The sequence below is a fragment of the Novosphingobium decolorationis genome, from assembly GCF_018417475.1.
Lineage (GTDB): Bacteria > Pseudomonadota > Alphaproteobacteria > Sphingomonadales > Sphingomonadaceae > Novosphingobium > Novosphingobium decolorationis.
On record NZ_CP054856.1, the window covers coordinates 3,472,905 to 3,487,842 of the forward strand.

Below are 14,938 nucleotides of genomic sequence, written 5' to 3' on the forward strand. Positions count from 1 at the left end.
CCTCGGGCGTGTTGCAACGCGACAGACGGGTTCGTCGGCTCGCCGATGCGCGCTGAAAGGCGCAAGGTCAAGAGGCAGGGCCTCCTGCATAGGTCTAGGGGGTAGGTTGTGAAACTTTGTTTCTCGTACCGACCCAGCACCCGACGAGGATCAGAAACGTTCCGGCAACAGTCGCAAGCGCCACGTTTTCGCCGAAGAACAGCCAGCCCAGCAAGGCGGCCCAGGCAAAGCCGGTGTACTCGACCGGCACCAGCACTTGCGTTTCGGCGCGCGCGTAGCCCCAAGAAAGCAACAGGTGCGCGAGCGTGGCGAGCATGGCTCCCGCCGCGATCAGGCCCCAGACCGGGCCTGTGGGCAGGAGGAAGAGCCAGGGGGCGGGCAAGGCCACGAGGAGCGTCGAGAACAGGTTCTGGAACAGCGTGATCTCGCCGGGACCTGCCAGGAGGGCCTGCTTGCGCTGCAGCACGAGGTTGAAAGCATAGAACACGGCCGAACACAGGACGGCCGCGATCCCCTTCAACGTCTCGGGAGAAGTGTCGAGCGCCCCCAATCGCCCGCCGCCGATCACGATCACCCCGGCGATGCCGAGCAGCGAGGCGAGGATCGCCTGGGGGCGGATGACTTCTCCCAGCAGCAGGGCCGCCAGAAACAGCGCGATGATCGGCGAGATGAACGAGATCGCGATTGCCTCGGCCATGGGAATGCGCACGAGTCCATAGAAGAAGAGCGCCGCCATGCAGGTGGTCACCCCGGCGCGAAAGGCGTGGAGGCGCAGGCGCGCGAGCGTTGGGCGACGTGAGAAGGCGGTGCTCTCGGGGCGAGGGCCTCGCAGGGTCGCGAGCCAGATCGGCAGGGCAAAGAGCGTACCCAGCGCGTTGCGTAGGAGCAGCGCGGTGTAGACGCCCAGCGCGATCGAGGCGCCTTTCATGGCCGCATCCATCGCGCTGAAGGTTCCGATGCCTGCGACCACGGCAAGGACCGGCAGCGCGGCCTGCAGGGCCGATGGGGCCGGTGGGGTGGTATCGGAGGCGGGGGCAGGCTGCGTCATGGCCCGGGTTCTGTGGGTTAAGCGTCGGTTATTCGCAAGCAATTCATCGTAGCGACAGGCGCGATGCGGAACGGACGTGCTATACTGGCGTTCATATCGCCGGATCGGTGGCCGTGATGCGCACGGTCGCTATGCGGCCTACACGTACTATTCGGGCGGATTTCGAAGCAAAATGAGCAGCATCCAGCGCAAGGCCTGTGGCCTTCTTTCGAGTCTTTCGGCGCTCTCCCTCCTGGCCCAGCCGGTGCTGGCGCAGAGTCGTGCGCAGAGCGGCCCCGAAGATATCCTGCCCCGCCCGCATTCGCCCGCCGCGCAGGCCTCTCCCACATCGACGCCGAGCTCCGCGCCTACGCGCGCTCCGAAGAACGCCCCCGCGCCGACCACTGCGACCGTGGTGAGCGAGGGGACGGCCACGCGCACCACGTCCGAGCCGGTGGTGCAGGAGCTCTTCCTTTCCGCGCCCGTGCTGCCCTGGAATATCTCGGACGCGCAGGATCTTCTCGCCACGATCCGCGGGATCGGGAGCGAGGGCCTGTTGCCGGCCGATTATCAGCCCGAAGCGCTCCAGGCCGCGATCGCGGCGGGTGAGGGCGATGCGCTCGACGAACTCGCGAGCAAACTCCTGGGCTGGCTGGTTGAGGACCTGCGTGACGGACGCACGCCCATGCCCGCGCGCGTGCAGTGGTTCGCGGTCGATCCCGACCGCGATGAGATGCCCACTGGCAAGGTGATGGCCCAGGCACTGGCCGCGCACGACATTCCCGGCCTCGTCGCCGCGCTGGCGCCGACTGTGCCGGACTACGCCGCGCTCAAGGAAGAACTGGCCGCGACGCCCAAGGCGCAGAAGGACCGGCGTCTCCTCATCATGGCCAACATGGATCGCTGGCGCTGGCTCAAGCGCGATCTGGGCGAAGTCTATCTCCTGACCAACGTGCCCGAGTTCCAGCTGCGCCTCACGGTCAAGAACAAGATCATCCGCACCTACAAGACGGTCGTCGGCAAGCCGGGGCGTACTGCGACGCCGCAGCTGGCCGAAACGGTCTCGGCGGTCGTGTTCAACCCGACCTGGACCGTGCCGCAGTCGATCGTGAAGGGCGAGGGTCTGGGCCAGAAGGTGCTCAACAACCCGACCTGGGCGCGCAATGCGGGCTACAAGGCCACCAAGGACGCCAACGGCAACGTCTGGGTCGTCCAGCAGCCGGGCCCGAACAATTCGTTGGGCATGATGAAGATCGACATGCCCAACGAGCACGCGATCTTCCTGCACGACACGCCCTCCAAGCAGTATTTCAACCACGAAGTGCGCGCTTACAGCCACGGCTGCATCCGCACCGAACGCGCGGTCGAACTGGGCATGACGATGGCGATCCTGGGGGCTGGCATGTCGGGCAGCGAGGCGGCCGACATCTCGCGCTCGGGCAAGTACACCAAGGTCGAGATGACCCGTACCTTTCCGGTCTATCTCACCTACTTCACCATCGCGCGCGATATCGAAGGCAACCTCGAAACCTTCGGCGACATCTACGGTCGCGACAAGCCCGTTCTGGAAAGCTTCCAGCAGCCCCGCCAGCTCAAGACCTCCCAGCGCAAGAGCGAGGAAGAAATTATCAAGCTGGATAACCCGCTGTAATAGAAAGTACGGGAATCGGAGAAGAGTGCGCGTCTCGTGCCCTCTTCTCCGGTTTCCATTTTGCTAAGCAATTTCGTCTAGTCTCTGGCGAATGCCTGACGAAATTCTAGCGCTGATCGACAAACCCCATTTGCTTATTGCGGTTCTAGCCATTGGTGGCGTGCTGGGAATGGCGGTCGAACGCTTCGTTGAATCCTCGAAGCGTGCTGAACGCCGTGCCTACTGGCAGAAGCGCAAGGCCAAAGGCGCTCGTTTCTCGGGCCGCCGAAAATCTGCATCGAAGGAGTCGGTCACGGCGACGTCGCGCGTCTCTGCGACGGAGCAACTCGATATCGTCATGGATGCCGAATTTTCGGCGCAGCCTCTTCTTAACCGTCCGGAGAGGCGCTTGATGTCCGTGCTCGATGCATGTGTTCGCGAGGGCGCTCCGGATTGGAGGGTCATGGCGCAAGTGAGCATGGGTGAGATCGTGCGCAGTGACGACGAGGACGCGTACTTTGCCGTCAACTCGAAGCGCGTGGACCTGTTGGTTGTCAATGATGCTTACGAACCGCTTCACGCCATAGAGTTCCAGGGAACGGGGCATCATCTCGGGCGCGATGCTGCCGCGCGCGATGCGGTGAAGCGGGAGGCGCTACGCAAAGCGGGAATCGGCTACGTGGAGGTCGCGAGCGGGGACAGTCCTTCGGATGTGCGATTGGCTGTCGCCAAGCTGCTTCGGCAATCCGGACGGGGCGACCAGGCCTGAGGATCGCGTGGTCGCGTCTCAGAACTGCTGAAGAACGTGGAGGAATTCCTCGCCGTAAGCGTCGAGCTTGCGGCTGCCCACGCCCGTGATCGAGCCCAGTTCGGAAAGGCTGGAGGGGCGCATCGAGGCCATCTCGCGCAACGTGGCGTCGTGGAAGATGACATAGGGCGGCACGCCCTGGTCCTTGGCGAGGTCGCGGCGCAGTTCGCGCAGGGCATCGAAGAGCGGATCGCCGACCGGGTTGGGCGTCTGGTCCGCCCCGCGGCCCCGGCGTCCGCGTTCCTTTTTGGGCGGGCGCACGATCATCACGGCGGCCTCGTTCTTGAGGATCTCGCGGGCATCGCCGCCGAGCGCCAGCCCGCCGTGTTCGGTGGGGACCAGGCTGCCGCGGGCCTGAAGGGCGCGGGCGAGGGCCTTGAGGATCGGCTTTTCCTCCTCGCGCAGGATGCCGAAGACCGACAGCTGGTCGTGCCCGCGCTGGAGCACGCGGTCGTCCGTGACGCCCGTCAGCACCTTCTCGAGGTGGCCGAGGCCATAGGTCTGCCCGGTACGGTAGACCGCCGAAAGCAGCTTTTGCGCCAGCGTCGTCGCGTCGATCACGTCGACGGGTTCCAGGCAGGTGTCGCAGTTGCCGCACTTGGCCGGCGGTTCCTCGCCGAAGTGGCGCAAGAGGACGGCGCGGCGGCAGTCCGCGGTCTCGATCAGCCCGGCGAGCGATTCAAGGCGCTGGCGTTCGCTTTGCTGGCGCGCCTCGTCGACTTCGGCCAGGCGCATGCGCGCGCGGGCAAAGTCGTCGGCGCCCCAGAACATGACGGCGACCGAAGGATCGCCGTCGCGCCCGGCGCGGCCCGTTTCCTGGTAGTAGCCTTCGATCGACTTGGGGATCCCGGCGTGGGCAACGAAGCGCACGTCGGGCTTGTCGATGCCCATGCCGAAGGCGACGGTCGCGACCATCACCATGTCCTCGCTCGCCACGAAGGCGGCCTGGTTCTTCTGGCGGACTTCCGAGGGCAACCCGGCATGGTAGGGCAGGACCGGGCGGCCGGTTGACTTCGCGAGTGTCTCGGCAAGCTGTTCCACGCGCGCGCGGGTGGGGGCGTAGATGATGCCGGGACCCGGGTTCTCGTCGATCACGCCCTTCAACTGGCGCGCCACGCTGTCGCGCGGGCGGATTGCGTAGCGGATGTTGGGGCGGTCGAACCCGGCGACGATGAGGCCGTCCTCGCCGATCCCGAGCTGGGTCAGGATGTCGGCGCGGGTATGGCGGTCGGCCGTCGCGGTCAGCGCGAGGCGGGGGACCTGCGGGAAGGCGTCGAGAAGCGGCTTCAGGAGGCGGTAGTCGGGCCGGAAGTCGTGCCCCCATTCCGAGACGCAGTGCGCCTCGTCGATGGCAAAGAGCGAGATGCGGGTGCTCGCCAGCAAGTCACGGAAGGCGGGCTGGCTCGCCCGCTCGGGCGCGATGTAGAGAAGGTCGAGCTGGCCTGCGCGGAACGCGTCGAGCGTCTCGCGCCAGTCGGCATCGACGCTGGTAAGGGTCGCCGCGTGGATGCCGTTGGCGCGCGCGGAGCGCAGCTGGTCGTGCATGAGCGCGATAAGCGGCGAGACGACCACACAGGTGCCTTCGAGAAGCACGGCGGGCAGCTGGTAGGTGAGGGACTTGCCCGCGCCGGTGGGCATCACCGCCAGCGTGGACTGCCCCTGGAGGACGCGGTCCACCACCTGGTCCTGGACCCCGCGAAAGCCCGAAAAGCCGAAGGTCGCCTGCAGCGCCTCGCGCACGCGCTCGGCAGACGGGGGCGCGGCGGGCGTGTTGTCGACGGGCGGGGCAAGGTCGCTCTGCCAGTCATCATCATCGCCGTAGAAGGTCGTCTCGAAGGGCCAGTCGTCGTCGTTCACGGGGGCAGCTTATGGCAGAGCCGGGCGCATCGCGGAACCCGTGCCAGAGGCGCTTTCCTCCGCTTTTCGCCTCTTGGGGCGACTCGCGGGGAGATGGGGGCTTGCGAAGATGGAACGTGCGTTTGCGACGATTGACGGGCACTTTTTCGGCTGCGGCGAGTTTATTTCACGACAACTGGTTCATGGAGATCACATCATGTCGTCTTACGTTTACCATTCCAGTCGCCCGCACGAATCGATCCTGCCGCGGGCGCATCGTGACGCGCATCAGCGCCTCCACACCTATGGTCCGATCCAGCCCATGGACGGTGACCGCGGCCTGTTCGGCCGTCTGCTCGACCGCCTGTTCTGAACCCCACCTTGCCCCTCCCACGCAGACCATGGTGCGTGGGGGCGGGAGATGGCCTGCCGAGGGCACGCCATCGGTGAGGGGCATTTGGCCCTTTCGGTCTTATCCCTTCGGACAAGATTTGTTTTCCTTCCGCGGCGACCCCGCGAAGACCCGCGCCGAGGCGTGGTAACTTTCTCTTTCAGATGACACGCGGGTAAGCCCGCATGGCTTTTTTCAGCGTTTCTTGGAGCGCTTCCTGGATACTTGGCATCACTCGATCGACGGAGCTGCAATCGATTGAATCGAGGTCGTCACAGGAACCGCAAGGACAATACGGGAAGAGGTACAAGTCATGGGAGCGATGCTGCAGGATGCGCGTGTGCGTTTCGAGGAATGCCACACGGCCTGGTTGAACGAATGTGAATTCGCCGAACTGGCGCGCACGCTCAAGGCGCTTGCGCAGGAACAGGGCGTCGCGACCGATCCGATCATCAACGAACTCGTCCACTTCGGGGCTGAAGCTGCGTTTGCGCTGCTCACGGTCGAAACGCGTATCGTGGGCGATGCCCGAGCGGCGAAGCCCACCCCTATTGCCCAGATGAAGCCTGCCGGTCCGCCGCTGGTCCACTGAGTGTGCCGGTGGGGCGGCCGCCGAACACGGCTTTGCCCCGCACAACGGCCCAAGACCACGCCGACAGGTCTTCCCGGCGCCGTCCACCTCTTCCCCTGGGTGTGGACGGCGCCTCTTTTCGTGTTTCGATCAGTCGAGGTTGGGGCGGAGCCAGCGTTCGGCCGTGGCGATGTCGATGCCGCGCCGCCCTGCGTAATCCTCCAACTGGTCGCGCCCGATGCGCGCGACGCCGAAGTACTGGCTCTCGGGGTGCGCGAAGTAGAAGCCCGAGACGGCCGAAGTCGGCAGCATGGCCTGGCTTTCGGTGAGCGTGATCCCGGCAGTGTCCTGCGCGCGCAGGAGATCGAACAGGATCGGCTTCAGCGAATGGTCCGGACAGGCCGGGTAGCCCGGGGCCGGGCGGATGCCGCGGTACTGCTCACGGATGAGCGCCTCGTTGGTGAGCTGCTCGTCGGGCGAATAGCCCCAGAGCGTGGTGCGCACGTGCTGGTGCAGACGCTCGGCAAAGGCTTCGGCGAAGCGGTCGGCCAGCGCTTTCAGGAGGATGTCGGAATAATCATCGTGCGCGGCCTTGAAGCGGGCGATGTGTTCGTCGATGCCATGGATGCCCACGGCAAAGCCGCCCAGCCAGTCGCCCGCCGGATCGACGAAGTCGGAGAGGCAGAAGTTGGCGCGGTCGCGCGACTTCTCGACCTGCTGGCGCAGCATGGGAAGCCGCGTGCCGTCGGTCAGAAGGATGTCGTCGCCGTCCTGGTGACATTCCCAGAACGAACAGACGCCCCGGGCCGTCAGCCACTTCTCCTCGACGATGGTGTCGAGCATCTTGTGCGCGTCCTCAAAGAGATTGCGCGCGCTTTCGCCCACCACTTCATCGTTGAGGATGGCCGGGTAGGTGCCCGCCAGTTCCCAGGCGCGGAAGAAGGGCGTCCAGTCGAAGGTTTCGCGAAGGTCTGCAAGGTCCCAGTCCTCGAAGACGTGGAGGCCGGGCTGCATCGGCGCGGGCGCCTTGTCGGCGAAGTCCGGCTTGAAGGCGTTGGCGCGCGCGTCCGCGATGGGCAGGACGTCGCGCTTGCCCTTGCCCGCGCGGGCCTCGCGCACCTTCTCGTAGTCGATGGCGACGGATTCGATGTAGCCCTCGGCTTGGGTGTCGGAGAGAAGCTGCGAGGCGACGCCGACCGCACGGCTGGCGTCGAGCACGTGGATGACCGCGCCCGTATAGGCCGGGTCGATGCGCAGCGCCGTGTGGACCTTGGAGGTGGTCGCCCCGCCGATGAGGAGCGGGATCTTCATGTCCGCGCGCTGCATCTCTTCGGCCACCGTCACCATCTCGTCCAAGGAGGGCGTGATGAGGCCGGAGAGGCCGATGATGTCGACGTCTTCCTTCTGCGCGGTCTCCAGGATCGTGGACCAGGGGACCATGACGCCAAGGTCAATGACCTCGTAGCCGTTGCACTGGAGCACGACGCCCACGATGTTCTTGCCGATGTCATGGACGTCGCCCTTGACGGTGGCCATGATGATCCGGCCCTTGGCCTTGGAATTGGCGTCTTTTTCCGCCTCGATGAAGGGGATGAGGTGGGCGACCGCCTTCTTCATCACGCGCGCGGACTTCACCACCTGGGGCAGGAACATCTTGCCCGAGCCGAACAGGTCGCCCACGACATTCATGCCGTCCATGAGCGGCCCTTCGATCACTTCGATCGGGCGTCCGCCCGCTGCGAAGATCGCCTGGCGCGCTTCTTCGGTGTCGTCGACGATGTGCGCGTCGATGCCGCGCACGAGCGCGTGCTCGATGCGCTTGACCGGCTCCCAGGTGCGCCACTCCTGCGTGGCCTTTTCCTGCGCCTTGTCCTTGCCCTTGAAGCTTTCGGCCAGTTCGATCAGGCGCTCGGTCGCGGTCTGGTCGCCACCCGCCTTGGGCGTGCGCATCAGGATCACGTCCTCGCAGGCTTCGCGCAAGGCGGGGTCGATCTGGTCGTAGACGTCAAGCTGGCCTGCGTTCACGATCGACATGTCGAGCCCGGCGGGGATCGCGTAGTAGAGGAAGACCGAGTGCATCGCGCGGCGCACCGTCTCGTTGCCGCGGAAGGAGAACGAGAGGTTGGAAAGCCCGCCCGAGAAGTGGACGTGGGGGCAGGCGGCCTTGATCTCGGCGACGGCCTCGATGAAGTCGAGCGCGTAGCGGTCGTGCTCCTCGATGCCGGTGGCCACGGCAAAGACGTTGGGGTCGAAGATGATGTCTTCGGGCGGAAAACCGATGCCGGTCAGCAGCTTGTAGGCGCGGGTGCAGATTTCCACCTTGCGCGCCTTGGTGTCGGCCTGCCCGGTCTCGTCGAAGGCCATGACGACCACGGCCGCGCCATAGGCCATGCAGGTGCGCGCCTGTTTGAGGAAGAGTTCCTCGCCTTCCTTCATCGAGATCGAATTGACGATGGGCTTGCCCGAGACGCACTTGAGGCCCGCCTCGATCACGTCCCATTTCGACGAATCGATCATGATCGGCACGCGCGCGATGTCCGGCTCGGCCGCGATCAGGTTGAGGAAGGTGGTCATCGCCTCGAGCGCGTCGAGCAGGCCCTCGTCCATGTTGATGTCGATGACCTGCGCGCCGTTCTCGACCTGCTGGCGCGCGACTTCGACCGCGGTCGCATAGTCGCCAGCCATGATCAGCTTCTTGAACCTGGCAGAGCCGGTGACGTTGGTGCGCTCGCCGATATTGACGAAGCGCGAGCCCGAGGCCGAAGCGGGCGTGGCGGCAGAGGCGGAAGTCTCGGTCATGGTGTCCCCCCGGGATCCGGTCAGGTGGTGGCGAGTGCGGCGAGCGGGCGCGCGAGCACGAAGTCGTCGTAGATCACGCCGCCGACATCGAAGCTGCGCGAGCCGATCGTCTCGAAATTGTTCTTGGCGTAGAAGCTCAAGGCACGCTGGTTGTCGTTCTTGACGCCGAGCAGCAGGCGCTTGTGTCCGTCGGCCTGCGCGGCTTCCAGGACATTGCGCATGAGCGCGCTCGCGATCACGGTGCCTTGGAACTTGGCGAGAACGTAGATGCGCTTCAGTTCCACGTCGCCGTCCTTCGCCTGGTCAAGCTCGGGCGTGCAGGTGAGGGCATAGCCTACCGGCGCATGGCCCGGTTCGACTTCGGCGAGCCAGATCCGCGCGCCGCTCTCCAGATAGCGGCGGTAGGTCTCGGCCGAATGCGAGGTGCGGCAGTGGCCCAGAAGACCCTGGCCGTGGACGACGCCTGCGAAGGCCTCCAGGAACGTGGCCGAGCCAATGAGCGAGAGAGTTTCGGCATCCTCGGGCGTGGCAACCCGGATGCGCCAGATAGGCATGTTCGTCATGTAAGGTGTCTTTGCGTCAGGCGGCCATGGTGAAGGGTTCGAGCCCGGCGAGGCGGGTCACGGGGGCAAGCTCGGGCACGCGGCGGGGCGGCAGGCTCTCCACCGCCTTGGCGATCTCGGCGATGTGCGCGGGCGTCGATCCGCAGCAACCGCCCAGCACGTTGACCTGGCCCGCGTCGGCCCATTCCCTGACGAAGCCCGCCGTGGTTTCGGGCATTTCGTCATAGGCACCCAGTTCGTTGGGAAGCCCGGCGTTGGGGTAGATCATGATGAGACTGTCGGCGATCTCGGAGAGGACCTTGACGTGCGGGCGCAGCTGGGTCGCACCGAACGAGCAGTTGAGCCCGATGGTGAGCGGCCTGGCATGACGCACTGCGTGCCAGAACGCCTCGACCGTGTGGCCCGAGAGGTTGCGGCCCGACAGGTCGGTCAGCGTCATCGAGAGCATGATCGGAACCTCGCGGCCCAGCTCGGCCTCGAGCTGGCGCACGGCCATGATCCCGGCCTTGGCGTTGAGCGTGTCGAACACGGTTTCGATCAGGATGAAGTCGGCGCCGCCTTCGACGAGCGCTGCGGCCTGTTCCTTGTAGACATCGACAAGCGTGTCCCAGTCGATCTCGCGATAGCCCGGGTCGTTGACGTCGGGGCTGAGCGAGAGGGTCTTGTTGGTGGGGCCGATGGCGCCCGCAACGAATCGGGGGCGCCCGTCCTTCGCGGTGAACTCGTCGGCGACCTTGCGCGCAAGCTGGGCGGAGGCGACGTTGATCTCGCGCACGAGCCCCTGTGCGCCGTAATCGGCCTGGCTGATGCGGTTGGCCGAGAAGGTGTTGGTCTCGGCAATGTCCGCGCCGGCTTCGAAGTAGGCGCGGTGGATCGCCTCGGGCACTTCGGGCTTGGTCAGGGCGAGGATGTCGTTGTTGCCCTTCTGGTCGTGGCCCAGATCCAGATCGCCCGCGTAGTCGGCCTCGGAGAGCTTCCAGTTCTGGATCTCGGTGCCAAAGGCCCCGTCGGTAATGAGGATGCGGCGGCGGGCCTGTTCCTGGAAGGCTTCACGGGGCGTCATCAGACGGTCTCCTTGGGGCGCAGGCCGAGCAGCTGGCAGATCGCGTAGGTCTGGTCGGCCTTGTTGAGCGTGTAGAAATGGAAGTTGCGCACGCCCCCGTCGTAGAGGCGCTTGCACAGGTCGGCCGCGGCAACGGCGGCGACCAGCGCGCGCGGGCCGGGGCGTTCGTCGAGATCGGCGAACAGCGATTCGAGCGAGGCGGGAATCTCGGTGTTCGCGGACATGCGGCGGATCGCGGCGAAGTTGGTGACGGGCATGATGCCGGGCACGATCGGCGCGGTGATGCCCGCGGCCAACGCCTTGTCGAGGAAGCGGAAATAGGCGTCGGCCGAAAAGAAGAACTGCGTGATCGCACGCGTGGAGCCCGCATCGATCTTGCGCTTGAGGTTGTCGAGGTCGCTCTGCGCGCTCGATGCCTCGGGGTGCATTTCGGGATAGGCGGCGACCGAGATCTCGAAATCGTGGCGCTTCCTCAGCCCTTCGACAAGCGCTGCGGCGCTGGCGTAACCTTCGGGGTGGGCGCGGAAGACGCCGTTATCCTGGGGCTGGGGATCGCCACGCAGGGCGACAATATGGCGCACGCCTGCATCCCAGTATTCATCGGCGATCTCGTCGATCTCGCCCTTGCTGGCCGCAACGCAGGTAAGGTGTGCGGCGGGGACCAGATCCGTTTCGCGGCGGATGCGCGCGACCGTCGCGTGGGTGCGCTCGCGCGTCGAGCCGCCCGCGCCATAGGTGACCGAGACAAATTTGGGGGCCAGAGGCGCCAGTTCGGTGATGGCGTCCCACAGCTGGGCCTCCATCTTCTCGGTCTTGGGCGGAAAGAACTCGTAGGAGACCGCAATGTCTCCGGCCATTTCGCCGAATAGCGGCGTATCGCCGCAGGGGGCGGACGTGGCAGCTTCGGCGGGTCGGGTCGTAACAGTCATCGCTTCGCAATCTTTCGCTTGGGCCGCTTGGGGCAAGGGCGCCTCTTCAAGGGCACAGTCGTGGCAAAGGGCAAGTAAACCGGCGTCTCAGGCAGATGCCGGGGCAGGCGTAGGGGCAGGGCAGGGCAGGCGCTCGGCAGTCCAGATCTTCACCGTCAGGGTGTCACCCGGAAGAGCAATGGGCGGGGCGGGCGCGAAACCCGCGTCGGCCATGAGCGAGGCCATCTGTGCATCGGAAAATCCGAGTCGGGCATGGGCATGACGCTCGCGAAGTTCCTCGCGCTCGTGCGCGGCCAGATCGACGATGGCGATGCGCCCGCCTGCACGCGTGACGCGCGCGGCTTCGTCGAGGACGGGGCCGGGCGAGGGCGCGAAGTGGAGCACTTGGTGGAACAGCACGGTGTCGAAGCTGCCCGAATCGAAAGGCAGGTCGACGAAATCGCCGCGCACCAGGTCGACCTTGTCGGCGGGCAGCGCCTGGAGCCGGGCCCGTGCGATCTGGAGCATCTCCGGGTTGCGGTCGAGCGCGGTGACGTGGCTCGCGCTGTCGGCCAGAAGTTCGGCCATGCGGCCGGTGCCGGTGCCGATGTCGAGCAGGGCGCCCAGCTTTCCGGTCTGATTGCCCGGCGCGCAGCCGAGTGCGGCGATGAGCGCAGCCTCGACCGGCTCGTCGGCGCCGTGGAGCTGGCGCAGGGTATCCCATTCCGGCGCGTGGCGCGCGAAATAGGCCTGTGCATTGGCCTCGCGCGCCTCGCGGATCGAAGCGAGCTGGCGGCGGTCATCGCGGCAGCGATGCGCAAATTCGGGGTCGTCGCGCTCGGCAATGGTGAGCAGGCGCGCGGCGGCCGCCCCCATCTCGGGCTCGGAAGTTTCGCTCACGGCCGTGCGCAGGAAGACCCAGCTGCCTTCCTTGCGGCGTTCGGACAGTCCCGCGTCGCACAGGATTCGCACATGGCGCGAAACACGCGGCTGGCTCTGGCCCAGCACTTGCGCAAGTTCGCCCACGGAAAGCTCCATGTGCGCCAGCAAACGCATGATGCGCAGGCGCGTCGGCTCCGAAAGGGCCCTCAGAAGTGGGTCGATTTGCATGCGGGTGGATATAAAGATATCTTTATATGCGTGCAACCCCAAGGTTTGAGGCCACTTCCGCCCCCCATACTTCCTATTTGCGTTGCACCATCGTCTCGTTTAAAGAGGCCTCCGCAGGCTTGCCTGCAAGCGTTGGCCCGTGGGCCAAACAATGCAAGGGGATTCGCATGAAGAAGATTGCTTTCGCCGCGTTCGCGTCGGCTGCCGCTCTGGCTCTCGCAGCTTGTGGCGAGACTCCGGCTCCGGAAGCCACCGAGTCGGTTGAGACCGTGCCCGGTGACATGATGGCGACGGACGCTCCGACCGAGGTTCCGACCGAGGCGATGTAATCCGTTTGGAGGGCTGGCCGGCGCCTCGTGTTCCGGCGGCCCTCCGCGGCTTTCCACCCGGTTTCGGCCGGGACATCGGAAAGACCCACTTAAGCCAAGTGGACAAAGACCCTCCCCTTTCGGGGAGGGTTTTTCGTTTTCGGCCCATGTTTTTGCAAACGATGCGCGCCGAACTTCGAAGACATTTGCGCGATGCGCTGCAATGCGGCATCACCTGATCCCATGCTCGATGCTTTCCGGATCGCGCTTGGTCAGCTCAACCAGTCGGTCGGCGATATCGGCGCCAATGCGGATTCGATTCTGGCGGCCCGACGCGAGGCGCGCGATGCGGACCTTGTCGTTTTTCCCGAACTCCACCTGATCGGCTACCCGCCCGAGGACCTGGTGCTCAAGCCCGCGCTGGTCGAAAAGGCGGCTGCCCAGCTTGAACGGCTGGCCGAGGCGAGCGGCGATGATGGGCCGGCCATGCTGGTGGGATCGGCCTTCGTGCGGGATGGTGCGCTGCACAATGGTGTGGCGTTGCTCGACCAGGGGCGGATCGCGGCGGTGCGCTTCAAGCACGAGCTCCCCAACTACGGCACGTTCGATGAAATGCGCCTGTTCCAGCCCGGCCCCTTGCCCGAGCCGGTGATCCTGCGCGGCACCATGATCGGGGTGCCGATCTGCGAGGATATCTGGCGCCCGGACGTGTGCCGTCACCTCGCCGACTTCGGCGCCGAGATGTTCATCTGCATCAACGGCAGCCCTTACGAGATCAACAAGGAAGCCCTGCGAATCGAGGGGATAGCCCGGCGCCGGGCGGGCGATACCGGCATTCCTCTCGCCTATCTCAACCGCGTGGGCGGGCAGGACGAGCTCGTCTTCGATGGCGGAAGCTTCGTCGTCAATGGCGATGGCCAGCTCGCTGCGCGTGCGCGGGACTGGGAGGAGCAGGTCCTGCAGACCTCGTGGACCCGCACCGCGCGCGGCTGGCGCTGCGACCGGGGCGATCTGGCGCAGGAGACGCCCCAGCCCGAGACGATCTACTGCGCCATGGTGCTGGCGCTGCGCGACTTTGTGGAACGCAGTGCGTGCGAGGGCGTGGTGGTGGGCCTCGATGGCGCGCGCGATTCGGCGTTGGTGGCGGCACTGGCGGTTGATGCGCTTGGGCCTGAGTGCGTGACCCTGGCGCTGGTCCCACCGTTGGCAGGCGGCGCGCAGGCGCTGGACGATGCGCGGGCCTGTGCGGACAGCCTTGGCGCCAGGTGCCGGGAGATCACGCTCGATTCGCGCATCGCAGAGGCCCTGGAGGCCCTGGATGTCTGTTTCGTTGGCCCTGAGCGGGAGGCGGGCGAGCGGCTTGCCGCACGCATGCGCGCGCTGGTGCTTGGGGCGTTTGCCGAGAGCCAGGGCGCGATGCTGCTCTCTTCGGCGACAAAGAGCGATTTCAGCCTTGGCCGCGCGCCCTCCTGCGCAAGCGCCACGGGCGGTTACAGTCCGCTCAAGGATGCCTACGCGACGACGGTCGCCACGCTTGCCACATGGCGCAATGGCGCGATCCCGCACATCGGGCTGGGGCCGGAGGGGACGATCTTTACCGCCTCGATTCTGGCCCGTACGCCGCCGCTTCCCGACGGCGTGGACGACGCGGGGCGCCTGGATGCCATGCTGTTCGGCCTTGTCGAGCACGACAAGAGCATCGACCAGATGGTCGCGGACGGATTTCCCCGCGCGGTCCTGCGCCAGATCGAGGAGCGTCTGCATGCGAGCGAAGCCCTGCGCCGCCAGTCGCCGCCGGGCGTGAAACTGTCCCCAAGAAATTTCGGTCGGGATCGGCGCTATCCGATCACTCATGCGTTTCGCAGTTGAGGGATGAATGACGAGCCGGACCGCGGCAACGTGAAACCGGCGAATGGAGATGAGT

Annotated in this window: 13 protein-coding genes; 6 read left to right on the top strand and 7 right to left on the bottom strand. The window is 65.9% G+C overall.

Going from position 1 to position 14,938, the window contains the following annotated elements:
• Positions 1-94: 94 nt before the first annotated feature.
• Positions 95-1,048 (bottom strand): DMT family transporter, encoded by a 954-nt coding sequence (locus HT578_RS16125; RefSeq protein ID WP_213500692.1) that lies wholly within the window; start codon positions 1,046-1,048, stop codon positions 95-97.
• A gap of 172 nt (positions 1,049-1,220) precedes the next feature.
• Between HT578_RS16125 and HT578_RS16130 the strand changes: the two genes are divergently transcribed.
• Entirely contained in the window at positions 1,221-2,678 is a 1,458-nt protein-coding gene (locus HT578_RS16130) for a L,D-transpeptidase family protein (protein ID WP_213500693.1), read from the top strand.
• A gap of 91 nt (positions 2,679-2,769) precedes the next feature.
• Positions 2,770-3,426 (top strand): DUF2726 domain-containing protein, encoded by a 657-nt coding sequence (locus HT578_RS16135; protein WP_213500694.1) that lies wholly within the window; start codon positions 2,770-2,772, stop codon positions 3,424-3,426.
• Positions 3,427-3,444: 18 nt separating this feature from the next.
• Here the strand turns inward: HT578_RS16135 and recQ are convergent, their stop codons facing one another.
• A complete protein-coding gene (gene recQ, locus HT578_RS16140) occupies positions 3,445-5,322 on the bottom strand; it encodes a DNA helicase RecQ (protein ID WP_213500695.1) in 1,878 nt (625 codons plus the stop codon).
• Positions 5,323-5,518: 196 nt separating this feature from the next.
• Between recQ and HT578_RS16145 the strand changes: the two genes are divergently transcribed.
• Positions 5,519-5,674, top strand: coding sequence for a hypothetical protein (locus tag HT578_RS16145; RefSeq protein WP_199904340.1), 156 nt, complete (start codon positions 5,519-5,521; stop codon positions 5,672-5,674).
• Positions 5,675-6,005: 331 nt separating this feature from the next.
• Positions 6,006-6,284 (top strand): hypothetical protein, encoded by a 279-nt coding sequence (locus HT578_RS16150; protein ID WP_213500696.1) that lies wholly within the window; start codon positions 6,006-6,008, stop codon positions 6,282-6,284.
• A 129-nt stretch (positions 6,285-6,413) separates the two neighbouring features.
• Here HT578_RS16150 and metH read toward each other — a convergent pair whose 3' ends face one another.
• The 5 genes from metH to HT578_RS16175 all read right to left on the bottom strand — a co-directional run bounded on the left by metH (position 6,414) and on the right by HT578_RS16175 (position 12,706).
• Complete coding sequence (gene metH, locus HT578_RS16155) at positions 6,414-9,062, bottom strand: methionine synthase (protein WP_213500697.1); 2,649 nt, start codon at positions 9,060-9,062, stop codon at positions 6,414-6,416.
• Between the two features lie 20 nt (positions 9,063-9,082).
• Complete coding sequence (locus HT578_RS16160) at positions 9,083-9,625, bottom strand: GNAT family N-acetyltransferase (protein ID WP_039388990.1); 543 nt, start codon at positions 9,623-9,625, stop codon at positions 9,083-9,085.
• A 16-nt stretch (positions 9,626-9,641) separates the two neighbouring features.
• The gene (locus tag HT578_RS16165) at positions 9,642-10,688 is read right to left on the bottom strand and encodes a homocysteine S-methyltransferase family protein (protein WP_213500698.1); all 1,047 of its coding nucleotides are present in this window, start codon (positions 10,686-10,688) and stop codon (positions 9,642-9,644) included.
• Entirely contained in the window at positions 10,688-11,617 is a 930-nt protein-coding gene (metF, locus tag HT578_RS16170) for a methylenetetrahydrofolate reductase [NAD(P)H] (protein WP_213500699.1), read from the bottom strand. Before metF ends, HT578_RS16165 begins: the two co-directional genes overlap by 1 nt.
• Before the next feature lie 87 nt (positions 11,618-11,704).
• Complete coding sequence (locus tag HT578_RS16175) at positions 11,705-12,706, bottom strand: ArsR/SmtB family transcription factor (RefSeq protein ID WP_213500700.1); 1,002 nt, start codon at positions 12,704-12,706, stop codon at positions 11,705-11,707.
• Positions 12,707-12,873: 167 nt separating this feature from the next.
• Here HT578_RS16175 and HT578_RS16180 point away from each other — a divergent pair, with 167 nt between their 5' ends.
• Positions 12,874-13,035, top strand: a complete 162-nt coding sequence (locus tag HT578_RS16180) for a hypothetical protein (RefSeq protein WP_162853555.1) — start codon at positions 12,874-12,876, stop codon at positions 13,033-13,035.
• Between the two features lie 222 nt (positions 13,036-13,257).
• Positions 13,258-14,883 (top strand): NAD+ synthase, encoded by a 1,626-nt coding sequence (locus HT578_RS16185; protein WP_213500701.1) that lies wholly within the window; start codon positions 13,258-13,260, stop codon positions 14,881-14,883.
• Positions 14,884-14,938 lie beyond the last annotated feature (55 nt).